Genomic DNA, 14,919 nt, shown 5'->3' with positions numbered 1-14,919 from the left:
ATGTCGGTGAAAGAAAGATCGGGACCGCATGATCTTGCCCGACAAATCACCCGAAAGGGTAATTGATACTTCATGACATGAATCATGACCAGATTTTGTAACGCTGTTCAATTTCCGGAATTACAGTTGGTCGGAAATTGACGGTCCTCGCATCGGTTCGAAATCTTCCCACTCGAGGTCCTGAATAGAAATGCGAGATACGCGTTTCATTCAGCAGCAGTGGTTGCCGCGCCAGGCGTCGCGGCCCTCCTTCACCGCCACCGCGGCGATGACCAAAGCGGCGATCGGGTCGGCCCATGCCCAGCCGAACAGCGAATTGAGCAGCAGGCCGACGAGCAACACCGCGGAAAGGTAGGTGCACAACAACGTCTGCTTGGAGTCGGCGACCGCGCTAGCCGAACCGAGCTCGCGCCCCGCGCGCCGTTCCGCGTAGGACAGGAAGGGCATGATCGCCAGCGACACGGCCGCCAGGACGATGCCGACCGTCGAATGCGAGGCGGCCTCGCCTCCGAACAGCGACCGGACGGATTCGACGGACACGTAGGCCGCGAGCGCGAAGAACGACACCGCGATCACCTTCAACGCGGCCTGCTCACGTGCTTGCGGATCCTTGCCCGAGAACTGCCAGGCGACGGCTGCGGCCGAAGCCACCTCGATCACCGAGTCCAGCCCGAATCCGATCAACGCGGTCGAGGACGCGATCGTGCCCGCGGTGATCGCGACGACGGCCTCGATGACGTTGTAGGTGATCGTCGCGGCGACGAACAGCCGAATGCGACGCGACAACACGGCGCGCCGAGCAGCGTCGGGCCCCTCCAACTCGGGAGCCGCGCAGCACGCGTCGGCGCAGGTGGGCTCGCTCACCGGGCGGCGACCGACGGTTCGTCGTCGACGCAGGGCTCGTCGGTCTCGACGGCGAGCACGACCTGCGCCAGCTCTCCGAGCGCCCGCGCGAGGTGGGCGTCCGCCAGCTCGTAGCGAACCTGCCGCCCCTCATAGGTCGCCACCACCAGCCCACAACCGCGCAGGCAGGCGAGGTGGTTCGACACGTTGGAGCGGGACAACTCGAGCTTGGTCGCCAGCTGCCCGGGGTAGTTCACGCCGTCGAGCAGGGCCACCAGGATCCGGCACCGCGTCGGATCGGCGAGCGCTCGCCCCAGCCGGGCCAGCGCCGACTCCCGCATCTCACAGGTCAGCATGAGCGGAACAGTACAGCAATGGATGTACTACAGCAACGGCTGAACAGTTGCCTGTGAGCTGATCAACTGAGCAAACGGCTACCGGATTCAAGCCTCGCGGGCAAGAGACCAAGCGGGGTTGATCATCGCTCGATACGGTTGCCATCGCCAGGAAGCCACCAATTGGGGATGAAACTTGTTTCGACCTTTCCGCATCGTGACCGCACTCGCCGGCCTCACCGTGCTCTCGCTCCTGCAGGCCGCCCCCGCCAACGCCATCGCGAACGGGGAGGACGTCGCCGACGGCGAGTACACCTTCTCCGCCTCGCTGTCGATGCCCGAGATCACCAGGGGAGACGGCACCACCTACGCCAGCGCGTGCTCGGGCGCGCTCATCGCGGACCAGTGGATCATCACAGCGGGTCACTGCTTCCACGACGGCGACCGCAACCGTGTCAGCGGTCCGCCGCGCTACCAGGTGACCGCGACCATCGGCCAGGCCACGCGCTCCGGTGACGAGGGCGTCAAGGTCGATGTCGCCGATGTCGTGCAGGGCGAGAACGCGGACATCGCCATCGCCAAGCTCGCCAAGCCGGTCGAGGGCATCGAGCCGCTCCAGGTGGGCGAGAACGCGCCCGCCAAGGACGACATCGTGCGGCTCGTGGGCTGGGGCTCGTCCGACGCCACGGCCGACGTCGACAACCGGCCGGACCGCATGCAGACCGGCGAGTTCGTGGTGACGGGGGTTGAGGATCTGGCCGTCAACGTGACGGGCCACGCGCCGCAGCGCGACGTCAGCGCCTGCCCGTACGACTCGGGCGCCCCGTTCTTCTCCGAGTCGGAGGACGGCACCTACAGCCTCGTCGCGACCGAGGTCGGCGGCCCGGACTGCCCGCACGCGGAGGACGAGAGCGCCGCGAGGACCGACGTGCTCTACGACTGGATCGCGAAGCACGTCCGCCTGCCGTGACGGACTGACGCCGCGCTCAGACGAAACCGCCCTGACCTCTGTCGGGGCGGTTTTCGTCTGAGCACCTCAGCAGCTCAGCTGGGCTGGTAGGTCTGCATCCGACTGATCTTGTCGCCGGTGAACGTGTAGGCCTCGGCGCTGACGAAGGGCATGGGCTCGCCCTCGTTAGGCACCAAGCGCCCGCGGTTGAGAGCGACGAGGGTATCGCTGTCCGGATCCTCGATGAGCTGCTCGATGCTGACTTCGGCGCTGCCCTGGGCGAGGTCAGCGCGCATGCGTTCCTCGAACGCGGCTCGGCCTTCGCCGACCTTCTCGCCGTTGAACTCCCAGACGAGGTTCTCGTCGACGAAGCCGACGATGGTGTCGACGTCGCAGGTGGCGAACGCGGCGGCGAACGTGCGAACGGCGCGGGCGCGGATGCTCTCTGGCATGTCGGGCTCCTTTGACATAGCGCGCGGATGCGATCACGGGTAGGACTCGCGCGCCAAGTCTGAGTCATCGCCTGTGACCGCCCCGTGATGGCAGTCACAGGTGGAAACGAGAACTGGAGGCATCGAACCCCGAACACGGATGGGCAGGCGAGTGGCGGCGTCGCAGTCGCAGGAGCCGACCCGGACAACTACGAGAGATCGAAGGGGGCGAGGGAGTGGCCTTCCCAGATCCGGCGGGATGCCTGTTCGGGGTAGGGCAGAGTCTTCGACTCGGTGTCCAGGACGCGGGTGAGGTGCTCGCCGGGCCGGTGGGCGGACCAGCCCGCGTCGCCGGTGGTGACGAAGCGGACCCATGCCTCCTGGAGTTCGCGGGAGAGCGCGACGGCCTCGGGAGTGGGCTCCTCGCCGATGAGCTGGGTGCCGACAGGGCTGTCCAGCGTGCCGAACGCCAGGGGCACGTCGAGGCTGTGGCAGGCGCCCATGATGCCGCCGAGGGCCGGGGCAGCCCAGCACAGTTCGAAGAGGTACGAGGTGCCGCCGGCTGCGGCGTTCGCCTCGGCCAGCTTCTGTGACGGCATGCGGAACAGGGCGTCGGAGTACACCGTCTCCACCAGCTCCTCCGGGCCTGCCTGCGGGAACGCGGCACGGTAGGCCCGCGCGCCGTCCGGTTGCGGGGCGAGCAGTTCCAGGGCCGCCTGGGCGTCCTCCTCGGTGAAGGTGCCGTACCGTCCGCTCGCGACGCTGAAGTACCGGAACTCGTCCCGGGTGTGGCCGACGAGCAGTTCGGTCCCGCTCGCGCGCGCGCCGGTCAGCGCGGGCCAGGGCGTTTCCGGGAGGACCTCGCCGTCGACGACGGGACACAGCGCGGTGCCGGTCTCCGTGAGGCGTCCCCAGCTCGCCCGGTGCGCGTGGAGGTCGGCGTTGAAGGAGGTGAGCTCGGCGGCCAGGTGCCACGGTTCGATGTCGCACAGGGCCTCGGCGGTGGGGGCCGCCGCGCCGAGCCGGTCCGCGAACGCGGCGGTGACCTGCCGTGCCAGCACGGGGGTGCTGTGCAGCCCCGGCACCGAGTGGGCGATGGCCCGCCGGAACAGTCCGCGCGCGGACTTCATCGTCAGCAGGGCGGCGACCGAGCCCGCCCCTGCGGACACCCCGGCCACGGTGACCTGACCGGGGTCGCCTCCGAAGGCGGCGATGTTGCGCTGCACCCACTCCAGCGCCGCGATCTGGTCGAGGAATCCGCGGTTGGGCGGCACGTCGTCGAGGAACGCGAATCCCTCCGCGCCCACGCGGCAGTTGATGGTCACCACGACGACTCCCGCCTCGGCCAGCGCTGCCGGGTCGAACATCGGGTCGCTCGACGCCGCCGAGAGGTAACCGCCCACGGGGAACCACACCAGCACCGGTAGTCCCGCCGCGCCGGGATCCGGCGTGCCGACGTTGAGCGTCAGCCAGTCGGTGCCCTGCGGGGGCACGTCGATCGGCAGGGACAGCGGCACCACGGGGCCGAACTCGACCGCCTGCCTCGTCCCCTCCCAGCGGTGCGGCGGTGCGGGCGCGGCGAAGCGGAGCGCTCCGACCGGGGGCTGGGCATAGGGGATGCCGCGGAACACCGCGTGCCTCTGCCGCCTGCACCCCTGCACCACGCCTTCCGTGGTCCGCACCTGTGGCTGTTCGAACATGACGATCCCTTCCCTCCAGTGGCCCCCAGGATTATGGGTCAGGTGTATTATGTCAACTGTATTAGAACAGTTCCGGGGCACGAGGGAGAGGCCGGCGATGCCGAAACAGGTGGATCACCGCGGACGCCGCGAAGCGATCGCCCGCGCACTCTGGCGGGTGGTGGAGCAGCGCGGCGTCACACAGCTGACGATGCGCGTGGTGGCGCAGGAGGCGGGCATGTCACTCGGGCAGCTGCAGCACTACTTCGCCTCCCGGACCGCGATGCTCTCCTTCGCCATGGACTTCGCGTCCGAGCAGACCTCGGTGCGCGTACACCAGGGGCTCGACAAGCTCGGTGACCGTCCGCACCCACGTGACGTGCTCCGGCTGACGCTCGCGGAAATGCTCCCCCTGCATGCCGACGCCCGCGCGACCAGCCGGATGAGCGCCGCCTACGTCCTGGAGGCGCTGCACGACGAGGCCGTGCACGAGCAGGCGCGCCGCGGCCTCGTCCAAGGACGGGCCCTCGTCGAGCGGCTGGTCCACCAGGCGATCGCCGACGGGCACATCGACTCCGGCCGCGACCCGGCGACCGAGACCAACCTGCTCCTCGCCCTCACCGGCTTCACCTCCCTGATCGAACTCGACGTGATCGAGCCCCAGGACGCGCTCGCCGCGATCGACGTGCAGCTGGACCGGCTGTTCAGGAGTAGGTGACCCGCCCCCGGACACGTGGGCGGGTGGGACAAGGTCGACTCCAGTCCGCCGACTACGAGGAGTGGCGCACTCCCTCACCGAAGCCGACGTGCGATAGGCCCGGCTCCACGACGTGCGATAGGCCCGGCTCCACGACGCGCGCCACCCGGCCGCGACCGTGCTGCTGATCCTCGGGGGCCCGACCGGACCGTCGTGGACATGATGTGGCGGTCCACCACCGAGACGAAGCGCGGTACATGCATGTGACGGAGGACATCCGAAGAGACGTCGCCGACCAGCTCAACGGGTACTTCCGGAACACCAACCGAGAACCCATTTGAGCCCCTGACACGCGAAAACGCCCCGACTCCGCTGGAAGTCGGGGCGTTTCGAAGGTATTAGCGTGGCCAGGGCCGGGGTCGAACCGGCGACCTTCCGCTTTTCAGGCGGACGCTCGTACCAACTGAGCTACCTGGCCGGAAACGCCGGCTAGGAGCCGAACGCTTGGCGACCCTGACGGGACTCGAACCCGCGACCTTCGCCGTGACAGGGCGACGCGCTAACCAACTGCGCCACAGGGCCAAAATGTGTTGCGTACTCCCAACGGGATTCGAACCCGCGTTGCCGCCTTGAAAGGGCGGAGTCCTAGGCCGCTGGACGATGGGAGCCCGGTTCAGTTCGGCGAACCGACCCGACCGCGCCCTCAGGTCGTTCCCTGGGAGCGATAGCTAGTCTAGGACACCCTCTCAACCGCTTTCACAGCGGGTACCCCATTTGCTCTGACCTGCGCAAACCTTGCCTCACGGCCCACTGGGCCGCTCGGCGTCGATCTCCATCATCCGGCGCCCGGGGGCAGCCGGCAACAGCGTTACGAAAACCTTGTCGTCACATTTACGAAAGCGAAAGACCTTCTGGCGAAACGCCGTTGTCACCGGCAATCGATTGCCTCCGCACGGTCTGGACCAGTAACTTGGCCCTCGTGCTGCCCAGGTGCACGACCAGGGGGTGTGCACCTGGGCAGTCTGGGGGCCCGGCACACAACGCCTAGCGCTGTACCGGCGCCGTTCCGTCGTCGTCCGGCTTCAGGCCCAGCATGTCGAGCAACTGGGCGCAGTCTTCGACCCCATGGGCTCCTCGCGCCACCGCGAGCCGCGCCCTTCGCACCTGGTCGTCGGAGACCCGCGGGGCCTCGGCGTGCCCGGACCGCTGCGCGGGAACGCCACCGCCGCCCTGGCCTTCTCCCTCGTATCGAAGGAGGAACTGCCGCACTTCCACAGACCCGCTCATGGTTCCTCCAAGGGCTTTTGGATCACCTTGGCCGCGAGGCTAGCGAGCGTGAGAACGCGCTGACAGCCCCCCGGAGAGTGAAGCTCTCAGCACGCTGCGTTCACTTGAGCGGCCATTCGGGGCCAGTTCAACAATGTCGCTTCGACAACGAAGAAATGACAGGTCGGAGCGCATTTTCCGGCGCAACACTCGCAAGTCGCGGCGATGTCATGTAACAATCAACGTGCTGACACACCCCCGGTCAGCGCCTGTGGAGATCCCCTCCGGCCCCCGCGTTCCTCCCCCTGGCGCGGGGGCCTCTCCATGCGTGGGGTCAGTCGTTACGACAGCTATCGAATTACTCATGGTGTTCGACTCCTGCGCCAGGCGGGTTGGCGGCTAGGCCGAACGGCACAACTTCGACCGAATTACCGCGACACGCCGTGTGGCTACAGTCACAGACATGTCGCGGCCGAGACACAACCGTTATCGTGTCGGGGTGCCTCTTCCCTCATTCGGACGGCTGAGCAGCCGCACCAACCTCAAGGCAGTGAACGGCGGTCGTCACCGCGGCGCCGCCACACAGGACGCGGACCCCGCCGCCGAGGACCACGAGCTCACCAGCTACCTGGCGGCTCTTGCGCCCGAGGCCGACCCGGAGACCACCGGGTCCGGCAGGCGCTTCGGCGACGCGCAGGTCTACCAGCTCCGCATGAGCCTGATCGCGAGCCAGCAACTGAAGGACCTCGCCATCGAGCGCGGCACCTCTCCGCAGGCGCTGGCCCAGGAATGGGTCCTCGAGCGTCTCGCGTGGGAGGCGCAGGCCGCGTCCGAGATCCGCAGGCCCGAGCGGGCCCGGCGGCAGGACATCGAGCAGACCGACCAGTTCCGCTTCGACGCACAGCAGTGGGAGCAGACAGCTCCGCGCTGACCTACCCCGACAACGACCGAGCCCCCGGCGGAAAATCCGCCGGGGGCTCGTCGCTGTCAGTGGGTGACGCCCTTAGAGAGCGCGAACCTTCTGAGCCTGCGGCCCCTTCTGACCCTGGCCGACCTCGAACTCCACTCGCTGGTTCTCCTCGAGCGTGCGGAAACCGCGGCCCTCGATTTCCGAGTAGTGGACGAACACGTCGCCCTCGCCGCCGTCCTGGGCGATGAAGCCGAAGCCCTTTTCGGCGTTGAACCACTTCACAGTGCCTTGCGCCACCGTTTTACTCCTCGTTGCTGTTCCGCATGAACGTCGCCGAAGCGATGTCCTGGCCGTCCCGGGCGGTTCCAACGAGACGAGCAACGAGCGCGGCGGCTCACGGCTCGCGTCAGAAGTTCCGCGAGTGTGAAGCCACTAACACGCAAAACGACGGCCACTCGGCAGCCTACCGGCTCCGGGCCGATTTCGAACCCCGCAGTCCCAGGTTGGTCCAACCGGGCGGACTCTCGTGGAAGTGGTTGCGCTATGGGCGCTTCGAGCGATCTACCAGCACAGCGAGCCGGCAGTGTCGTCAAGCAGCCCGGGTTCGCCCACGGACCCCGGAACCGCCCCGTCGGCACGGCACAATCAACACCTCAACCTTGTGATGGCAGTCACAAATTTCGCGGTGCAACGAATGGCTCCCGCCGGACGTCAGTGGGTTTGTATGGGGAGATCAAAAGGGGCTATGGACGTGGAACAACTACTGGGGACGTCGAGGAGGGGACGCGGGCGCGCCGGCGGGCTAGTGGCGCTCGCAACGACAATCCTGCTGACGCTCACCGCCTGCTCGAGCGATGGAGCCGAAGGCGACCCGCAGCAACGACCGAGCGACCCGGCCGCACCCGCGGCGAAGGTCGAGGCACAGCCCGGAGACGGCGCGACCGACGTCGCGCCGCGCGATCCCGTCACGATCTCGGTGACCGAGGGAACGATCGAGCAGGTCCTGCTCACCAACCCGGCCGGGGACGGGGTCGAGGGTGAGCTCTCGGAGGACAAGCGCAGCTGGACCATCACCGAGCCGCTCGGTTACGACAAGACCTACACGTGGTCGGGCAGCGCGGTGAACACCGATGGCAAGGCCACGCCGATCACCGGCTCGTTCGACACGGTGGCGCCGGCGACGACGCTGGGCGGACGGCTCAACGTCGGCGACGGCAACACCTACGGCATCGCGATGCCGATCAGCCTGACCTTCGACGAGCCGGTGAAGGACAAGGCCGAGGTGGAGAAGGCGCTGACGGTGGAGACGACGCCGAAGACCGAAGGTTCGTGGGCCTGGCTCGAGGGCGACACGTCGGTGCACTGGCGGCCGAAGGACTACTGGCAGCCGGGGACCGAGGTGTCGGTCAAGGCGATGATCTACGGCGTCCCGATCGGTGACGGCGCCTACGGCGAGGCGGACGTGACCTCCAACTTCACCATCGGCCGGTCGCAGGTGGTCAAGGCCAATACCCAGACCCACCGGATGCAGGTGTTCCGCGACGGCCAGCAGGTGGCGGACTACCCGGCCAGCTTCGGGCTCGACTCGGACCCGGGCCGGGTCACGCGCAGCGGCACGCACGTCGTGATGAGCAAGCACTCGCAGTACTTCATGAACAACCCCGGCTACGGGTACACGGACTTCGAGGTGGCCTGGGCTGTGCGGATCTCGAACAACGGCGAGTTCACGCACGCGGCGCCGTGGTCGGTCGGCGACCAGGGCAACACCAACGTCTCGCACGGCTGTGTCAACCTCTCCGACTCCGACGCCAAGGAGTACTACGACAGCGCGCTCATGGGCGACCCGGTGGAGGTTGAGGGCAGCACGCAGCAGCTCGGCCCGAAGGACGGCGACTACCACGACTGGACCTATTCGTGGCAGGACTGGCTTTCGATGTCGGCGCTAGAAGGATAAAAAAGGCGAATCAGACAAAGGAAGCGCCGCGAGACTCGGTTCTCGCGGCGCTTTTCCTGTTCCGGACAAAAGACGTTGCCCAAGTGGCAGGTTGACTGAAACTTTCCGACACTGACTTGACAACGTAAGCCAGTGCCTGGAGGTCCCCAATGGCGGAGGACGCAGCACCCAGACCAGAGGGTGCCCGCTACGAACCCGAGCCGAAAGACGTTCGCAAAGCCGTCGCCGGATCGGCGATGGGTAACTGCATCGAGTGGTACGACTTCGGCGTTTTCGGGTTCATGCCCGCGATCCTCGGCCAGGTCTTCTTCAACGCGGGCAGCACGTCGGAGGGCGCGCTGGCGACCTTTGCGCTGCTCGCCGTGACGTTCGTGATCCGGCCCTTCGGCAGCTTCGTGCTCGGCCCGCTCGGCGACAAGCTGGGCAGGCAGAAGGTACTGGCCCTGACGGTCATCCTCATGTCCGGCTCGACGTTCGCGATCGGCCTCCTGCCGTCCTGGGAACAGATCGGGCCTGCCGCGGCGGTGCTCGTGATCCTGTTGCGTGCGCTGCAGGGCTTCTCCGCGGGCGGTGAGTACGGCGGCGCGGCCACGTTCATCGCCGAGTACGCGCCCGACAGGAAGCGCGGTTTCCTCGGCAGCTGGCTGGAGTTCGGCACGCTCGTCGGGTTCTTCCTCGGCGCGGGCGTGGTGACGGTCTCGACCGTGATCCTCGGCGACGAGGCCATGCTCGAGTGGGGTTGGCGCATCCCGTTCCTGATCGCGGGTCCGCTCGGCCTCGTCGGTCTGTACCTGCGGAACAAGCTCGAGGACACCCCGGTGTTCCGCGAGATCGAGAACCAGAAGAAGGTCGCCAAGTCGCCGCTGAAGGAGCTGTTCAGCCAGCACTGGAAGTCGATCCTGCACCTGATCGGCCTGGTGATCCTGCTCAATGTCGGTGACTGGATCATGCTCGCCTACGTCGAGACGTACCTCAAGGACGTGCTCGGCATGGAGGGTGACACGCCACTGCTGATCGTGATGGGCGTGATCCTCGCGATGCTCGTGGTGATCGTGCCGATCGGCAGTCTCTCCGACCGGGTGGGCCGCAAGCCGATCCTGATCGCGTGTTGCGCTGGCTTCCTCGCGCTGCCGATACCCGCGTTCACGCTCATGGAGAACAGCGTCGGCGAGGGCGGCAGTATCAACGTGCCCATGCTGGCCGGCGGTCTGGCACTGATCGGCGCGTGCCTGGTGCTGTTCCTCGCCGTGGTCGCGTCCACGCTGCCGGCGATGTTCCCCACACAGGTGCGCTACGGCGCCTTCTCCATCGGCTACAACGTGTCGACGGCGTTGTTCGCCGGTACCGCTCCCTACATCGTCGGCTCGCTCGTCGACGCCACCGGCAACAACCTCTGGCCTGCGTTCTACCTGATGGGCGCGGCGGCGATCGCGACGATCCCGGTGCTGATCCTGCCGGAGACCAAGGGCGTGTCGTTGCGCACGATCGTCAGCTCGACGGAGTGTGAGAGCGAGACCACCAACCCCTCCGCGCCGACCACGGGATAATTTGTCCAGGTGACCAAACCTGGACAGAGCTGGCCGCCGACCGACACGGAACCGGCGGTCCCCCACGAGGACGCCCCGGCGCCGGGCAGCAAGCTGGGCGTGCACTACTCCCACTGCTTCGGTTGTGGCGATGAGGTCGAAGCCGGCCTGCACATCCAGTCGTCCGTCGCCGAGGGTCCCGTGGTGGTCTCGCAGTTCACCGTCACCGAGGCCCACCAGGGTGCGCCGGGGCTCGCCCACGGCGGGCTGCTGGCGTGCGCCTTCGACGAGGCGCTCGGCTCGGCGGTCGGCAACCTGCTGCGCAAGCCATCGGTGACGGCGAAGCTGGAGACCGACTTCGTGCGCCCGGTCCCCGTCGGCTCGACGCTGCACATCGCGGCCGAGCTGGACGGGGTGTCGGGCCGCAAGATCTACGTGAGCGCCGACGGCAGGCTGGACGCCGCCGACGGCCCCGTCGCGGTGCGCGCGAGGGCGTTGTTCGTGACGGTCGGCTTCGAGCACTTCACCACGCACGGCGACAAGGACGCACTGCACAAGTTCGGGGTGTCCGACAAGGAGAGACCCAAGGACTGGGACATCAACCCCTGATGTTCATCCTGCTGGTCGTCAGCTTCCTCGTTCTCGCACACCTCTACATGTGGAAGCGCCTGGTGGCCGACACCACGGCGCGCGGGAGCACGGCACGCCGGACCGGCACCGCCGCGCTCGTGGTGCTGATGCTGCTGACGGTCGCGGCACTCGCGCTGGGCACCGGCGTGGATCCGGCCATCGCGCAGTGGTTCGCGTGGCCGGGCTACCTGTGGCTCGCGGCGTTCTTCTACCTGGCCATCACGCTGCTGGTGCTGGAGCTCCCACGGCTGTTCCTGCGCCGGTGGGCCGCGAAGGAACCCGCGGACGACGAGCCCTCCGGGGTGAGCAGGCGGACCGTGCTCGCGCGCGGCAGCGCCGCGGTCGCGGGAGTGGTGGCCACCGGGTTCGTCGGTTACGGCGTCTCGGTGGCCATGGGCTCGCCGACGGTCACGCGGGTGCCGATGGCCCTGCGCAGGCTGGACCCACGGGCCGAGGGATGCCGCATCGCGCTGATCAGTGACGTCCACCTCGGACCGATCATCGGCCGCTCGCACACCGAGCGGATCGTGGAGCTGATCAACGCCGAACGCCCGGACCTCGTGGCCATCGCGGGCGACCTGGTGGACGGCGAGGTGGCCCACCTCGCCGAGGCCGCCGCGCCGCTGGCGGACCTGCGCAGCACGCACGGCACGTTCTTCGTGACGGGCAACCACGAGTACTACTCGGGCTACCAGCAGTGGATCGACCACCTGCCGTCGCTGGGCGTACGGCCGCTGCGCAACGAGCACGTGGACATCACACACAACGGCGGCACGTTCCACCTGGCCGGGGTCAACGACCACACCGCCTACCAGTGGCAGGACGAGGGCGACGTCGCCGCGGCGGTGCGGGGCCGCGACCCCGGCAACGCGGTGGTGCTGCTCGCCCACCAGCCCCGGGACCTGCCGAGCGCGGTCGACGCGAACGTGGACCTGGTGCTCGCGGGACACACGCACGGCGGGCAGCTCTCGCCGTTCGAGCTGATCGTGAACCTCCAGCAGGGCGCGGTCGCCGGTTCCTACGAGTTCGGCGACACGCGCATGTACGTCACCAGGGGCGCCGGGTTCTGGGGCCCGCCCGTGCGGGTGGGGGCCCCGCCCGACATCACGATCGTCGAGCTCCGGACTACGTGAGCGTGCGCGGGCGGATCTCGTTGGCCTTGTCCACCAGCGCGATCCGCCGCTCCGCGGAACCCGCGAGGCGCGCGAGCGCCCGGTAGCACCGCTCCAGCCCGAACCGCAGCTCCCGTTCGGAGAGGTCGCAGCCGAGCACCTTCGCACCCGGCAGCTGCCTGCCCTGCCCGCCGTTGGGGTTGGCCCCGTCGGAGACCACCCACTGGAACGCGGACTCCAGCACCTCGGCCGAGAGTCTGGTGCGGCTCTCGGCGTCGAGCGTCAGCCGCTCGAGCCGCGCGCCCGCCTCGACGATGTCGCGCTCCCTCGTGTGCTGCGCCGCGCCGCCGGTGATCCTGGTCTTGATCTTGATGGCGGCCACCTGCGCGGCGACGTGGTGCGTCGACGACACCGGAACCGACTCCAGCACCTCGATCGCGCTCGCCCTGGCCCCCTGCGCGAGATACACCCGCGCCAGGCCGAACGCCGCGCTGACGTAGGAACGGTCGGAGCGCCACACGAGCTCGTAGAGCCGCGAGGCGTTGAAGTAGTCGCCGACGCTCTCGGCGCTGAACGCCATCGCGAGCTTCGGCGCGATCTCGCCGGGCAGCTCGTCGTACACCGCGTCGAAGGCGACGTGCCCGACCCTCGGGCGTCCGCCCGCGAGCTCGATGAGCCCTCGGTACCAGTCGATACGCCAGTCGTGCGGGTAGCCGGCCTTGATCGCCAGGTACTGCGCGGCCTGCAGCTGCCGGTTGGCCTCGGCCAGCTCGCCGAGCTCGATCCGGGCGCGCACAATGCGCAGCCGCACCTCGATCGACTCGCGCGGAGCGTTGGACAGCGCCTCGATGGCGGTTCTCGGGTCGGCCGACGCCGTGGTCGCGAGGACACCCGCGCCGGGATCGTCCGTGTGCACCTGTGGGATGGGCAGGCCCGCCACGACCTCGGCCGGGTCGGGCAGCGGCACGTTCTGGCCCGGCTCCGGCACCACCATGTCCACACCGAACGTGTTGGTCTCCGGACCGTAGACATTGGACGGTGCGGGCCGCTGTTTTCCGGTGCCCAGCGACATGATCTCGCGCAGCACACCGGTGAGCTGGTCGGCCATGTCCTCGGCCGAGATGAACCGGCGGTCGGGGTCGGCATGCGTCGCGCGGCGCAGGAACCGGTGGTACGAGCCGAAGAGCTTGAACAGCGGGACGTCGTCCTGGCTCGGCAACGTCGTCTTGTACTTGGTGGTGTAGCCGGTGAACTCGAAGCTCAGCACCGCGAGCGTCCGCCCGACGGTGAACAGGTCAGAGGCCACCGACGCACCGCGCGTCGGCAGTTCGGGTGCGCTGTAGCCGGTGGTGAAGAACAGCGGGCTCGTGTAGTCGTCGTTGCGGCGCACCGCACCGAGGTCGATGAGCTTGAGCTGCTCGTGCGTCTGGATCACGTTGTCGGGCTTGAGGTCGCAGTACAGCAGCCCCTGCCCGTGCAGATAACCCAGCGCGGGCAGGATCTCCAGCCCGTAGGCGATCACCTGGCCGATGGGCAGCGGCTCGGCGCGCCCGGTCTCCCGGTGGTGCGCGAGTGCGAGCTGGCGCAGCGACTGACCGCCGACGTACTCCATCACGATGTAGCCGACGGAGGTGCCCGTGTCGGGATCGGGATGCTGCACGAAGTTGTAGATGCGGACGATGTTGGGGTGCTCGACCTCGGCGAGGAACCGGGTCTCGTTCACAGCGGCGGCCATCGCGGTGGCGTCGCCGGTGTCAATCAGTCCTTTGAGGACGACCCAGCGCTCGTTGACGTTGTGGTCCTGTGCCAGATAGATCCAGCCGAGCCCACCGTAGGCGAGTGCGCCGAGCACCTCGTACTGACCGCCGACGAGCTCGTGCGGCCGCAGCTTCGGCACGAACGAGAACCACGTGCCGCACTTCTCGCAACGGCCCGTGGGCTCACCGGGCCTGCCGTCCTTGCCCCTGCCGACCTTGGCCGAGCAGTTGCCGCAGAAGCGCTTCTCCTCCGAGACCTTCGGGTCGGACAGCACCGCCGACGCCGGGTCGCGGTAGGGCACCTGCGGTACCTCGACGAGACCGGCGCCGAGCCTGCCGCGCCGGGCGGTCCGCGAGCCCGTGCGCCGCGACGTGCCGGGGAACGCGCCCGAGCCGGTGCCGGATCCCGTGCCAGGTCCGGTGCCTGGCCCCGTGCCCGAGCCCGTTCCCGGCACGATGCCGCCGGAGGTGCTGCGCGGCAGCACACTCTCGGTGCCAGGGTCGGGCAGCACTCCGGGGCCGGAGGGCTCTGACGGCGGGGCTGGCGGGCGGATGCTCTCCGTGAGCGGCGCCGGCGTGGCGAGGACGCTGGTGGGCTGCGGCTCAGGAGCTGCCTGCCAGTGCGGCGTCATGACCTGGGTGTTGGGCGCGACCGGCGGCCCGGGCGGCGGCCCGGGCCGCGCCGCGGGACGGGCCGGCGGGTCGGCCGGGGCCGGCTGCGAGCCGGTGAGGACCTCCGGTGGCTGCTGCCAGCCGCTGCTCTCCGGCTCGTCCGGCGCGGCGTGCCGAGGACGGCGTTGCTCATCCGACACTGCTGCTACCTCCGAAAA

The 14,919-nt window shown here is 68.5% G+C and carries 14 protein-coding genes and 3 tRNA genes; 7 read left to right on the top strand and 10 right to left on the bottom strand.

The annotated features are described in order from the left end of the window. Positions 1 to 210: 210 nt before the first annotated feature. Positions 211 to 864 (bottom strand): cation efflux transmembrane domain-containing protein, encoded by a 654-nt coding sequence (locus JHE00_RS11385; RefSeq protein ID WP_200317686.1) that lies wholly within the window; start codon positions 862 to 864, stop codon positions 211 to 213. Then, on the bottom strand, positions 861 to 1,199 hold the full coding sequence (gene cmtR, locus JHE00_RS11380; protein WP_200317684.1) for a Cd(II)/Pb(II)-sensing metalloregulatory transcriptional regulator CmtR: 339 nt from the start codon (positions 1,197 to 1,199) through the stop codon (positions 861 to 863). Before cmtR ends, JHE00_RS11385 begins: the two co-directional genes overlap by 4 nt. Positions 1,200 to 1,395: 196 nt before the next feature. Here cmtR and JHE00_RS11375 point away from each other — a divergent pair, with 196 nt between their 5' ends. Beyond that, complete coding sequence (locus tag JHE00_RS11375; protein ID WP_307831897.1) at positions 1,396 to 2,148, top strand: S1 family peptidase; 753 nt, start codon at positions 1,396 to 1,398, stop codon at positions 2,146 to 2,148. 74 nt (positions 2,149 to 2,222) lie between these two features. On the opposite strand, the gene JHE00_RS11370 is transcribed toward JHE00_RS11375, so the two are convergent. Both JHE00_RS11370 and JHE00_RS11365 read right to left on the bottom strand, forming a co-directional pair. Beyond that, complete coding sequence (locus JHE00_RS11370) at positions 2,223 to 2,579, bottom strand: nuclear transport factor 2 family protein (RefSeq protein WP_200317682.1); 357 nt, start codon at positions 2,577 to 2,579, stop codon at positions 2,223 to 2,225. Between the two features lie 188 nt (positions 2,580 to 2,767). Then, positions 2,768 to 4,258, bottom strand: coding sequence for a carboxylesterase/lipase family protein (locus JHE00_RS11365; protein ID WP_200317680.1), 1,491 nt, complete (start codon positions 4,256 to 4,258; stop codon positions 2,768 to 2,770). A 97-nt stretch (positions 4,259 to 4,355) separates the two neighbouring features. Here JHE00_RS11365 and JHE00_RS11360 point away from each other — a divergent pair, with 97 nt between their 5' ends. Then, positions 4,356 to 4,955, top strand: a complete 600-nt coding sequence (locus tag JHE00_RS11360; protein ID WP_200317678.1) for a TetR/AcrR family transcriptional regulator — start codon at positions 4,356 to 4,358, stop codon at positions 4,953 to 4,955. A gap of 383 nt (positions 4,956 to 5,338) precedes the next feature. Here the strand turns inward: JHE00_RS11360 and JHE00_RS11355 are convergent. The 4 genes from JHE00_RS11355 to JHE00_RS11340 all read right to left on the bottom strand — a co-directional run bounded on the left by JHE00_RS11355 (position 5,339) and on the right by JHE00_RS11340 (position 6,221). Then, positions 5,339 to 5,412, bottom strand: a tRNA-Phe gene (locus JHE00_RS11355). Positions 5,413 to 5,439: 27 nt separating this feature from the next. Beyond that, a tRNA-Asp gene (locus JHE00_RS11350) sits at positions 5,440 to 5,516 on the bottom strand. 13 nt (positions 5,517 to 5,529) lie between these two features. Next, positions 5,530 to 5,602 (bottom strand) — tRNA-Glu (locus tag JHE00_RS11345). Positions 5,603 to 5,978: 376 nt separating this feature from the next. After that, positions 5,979 to 6,221 (bottom strand): hypothetical protein, encoded by a 243-nt coding sequence (locus JHE00_RS11340; protein WP_200317670.1) that lies wholly within the window; start codon positions 6,219 to 6,221, stop codon positions 5,979 to 5,981. 478 nt (positions 6,222 to 6,699) lie between these two features. Here JHE00_RS11340 and JHE00_RS11335 point away from each other — a divergent pair, with 478 nt between their 5' ends. Beyond that, positions 6,700 to 7,131, top strand: a complete 432-nt coding sequence (locus JHE00_RS11335; RefSeq protein WP_200317668.1) for a hypothetical protein — start codon at positions 6,700 to 6,702, stop codon at positions 7,129 to 7,131. Positions 7,132 to 7,203: 72 nt separating this feature from the next. Here JHE00_RS11335 and JHE00_RS11330 read toward each other — a convergent pair whose 3' ends face one another. After that, on the bottom strand, positions 7,204 to 7,407 hold the full coding sequence (locus JHE00_RS11330) for a cold-shock protein (protein WP_009156738.1): 204 nt from the start codon (positions 7,405 to 7,407) through the stop codon (positions 7,204 to 7,206). A 448-nt stretch (positions 7,408 to 7,855) separates the two neighbouring features. Between JHE00_RS11330 and JHE00_RS11325 the strand changes: the two genes are divergently transcribed. The 4 genes from JHE00_RS11325 (at position 7,856) to JHE00_RS11310 (ending at position 12,353) form a co-directional block, all read left to right on the top strand. Then, the gene (locus tag JHE00_RS11325; RefSeq protein WP_200317666.1) at positions 7,856 to 9,064 is read left to right on the top strand and encodes a L,D-transpeptidase; all 1,209 of its coding nucleotides are present in this window, start codon (positions 7,856 to 7,858) and stop codon (positions 9,062 to 9,064) included. Between the two features lie 149 nt (positions 9,065 to 9,213). Beyond that, positions 9,214 to 10,611: an MFS transporter gene (locus tag JHE00_RS11320; RefSeq protein ID WP_200317664.1), complete on the top strand. Its 1,398-nt coding sequence runs from the start codon at positions 9,214 to 9,216 to the stop codon at positions 10,609 to 10,611. A gap of 9 nt (positions 10,612 to 10,620) precedes the next feature. Further along, positions 10,621 to 11,199, top strand: coding sequence for a PaaI family thioesterase (locus tag JHE00_RS11315; protein WP_200317662.1), 579 nt, complete (start codon positions 10,621 to 10,623; stop codon positions 11,197 to 11,199). Further along, on the top strand, positions 11,199 to 12,353 hold the full coding sequence (locus tag JHE00_RS11310) for a metallophosphoesterase (protein WP_200317660.1): 1,155 nt from the start codon (positions 11,199 to 11,201) through the stop codon (positions 12,351 to 12,353). Before JHE00_RS11315 ends, JHE00_RS11310 begins: the two co-directional genes overlap by 1 nt. Here JHE00_RS11310 and JHE00_RS11305 read toward each other — a convergent pair. After that, the gene (locus tag JHE00_RS11305) at positions 12,346 to 14,901 is read right to left on the bottom strand and encodes a serine/threonine-protein kinase (RefSeq protein WP_200317658.1); all 2,556 of its coding nucleotides are present in this window, start codon (positions 14,899 to 14,901) and stop codon (positions 12,346 to 12,348) included. The two genes, JHE00_RS11310 and JHE00_RS11305, sit on opposite strands and share 8 nt — an antisense overlap. Between the last annotated feature and the right edge of the window lie 18 nt (positions 14,902 to 14,919).

This window comes from Prauserella cavernicola, from assembly GCF_016595675.1.
In the GTDB taxonomy this organism is placed as follows: Bacteria; Actinomycetota; Actinomycetes; order Mycobacteriales; family Pseudonocardiaceae; genus Prauserella_A; species Prauserella_A cavernicola.
The sequence above is the reverse complement of the archived record's forward strand: the minus strand, read 5'-3'. Positions and strand labels throughout refer to the sequence as shown.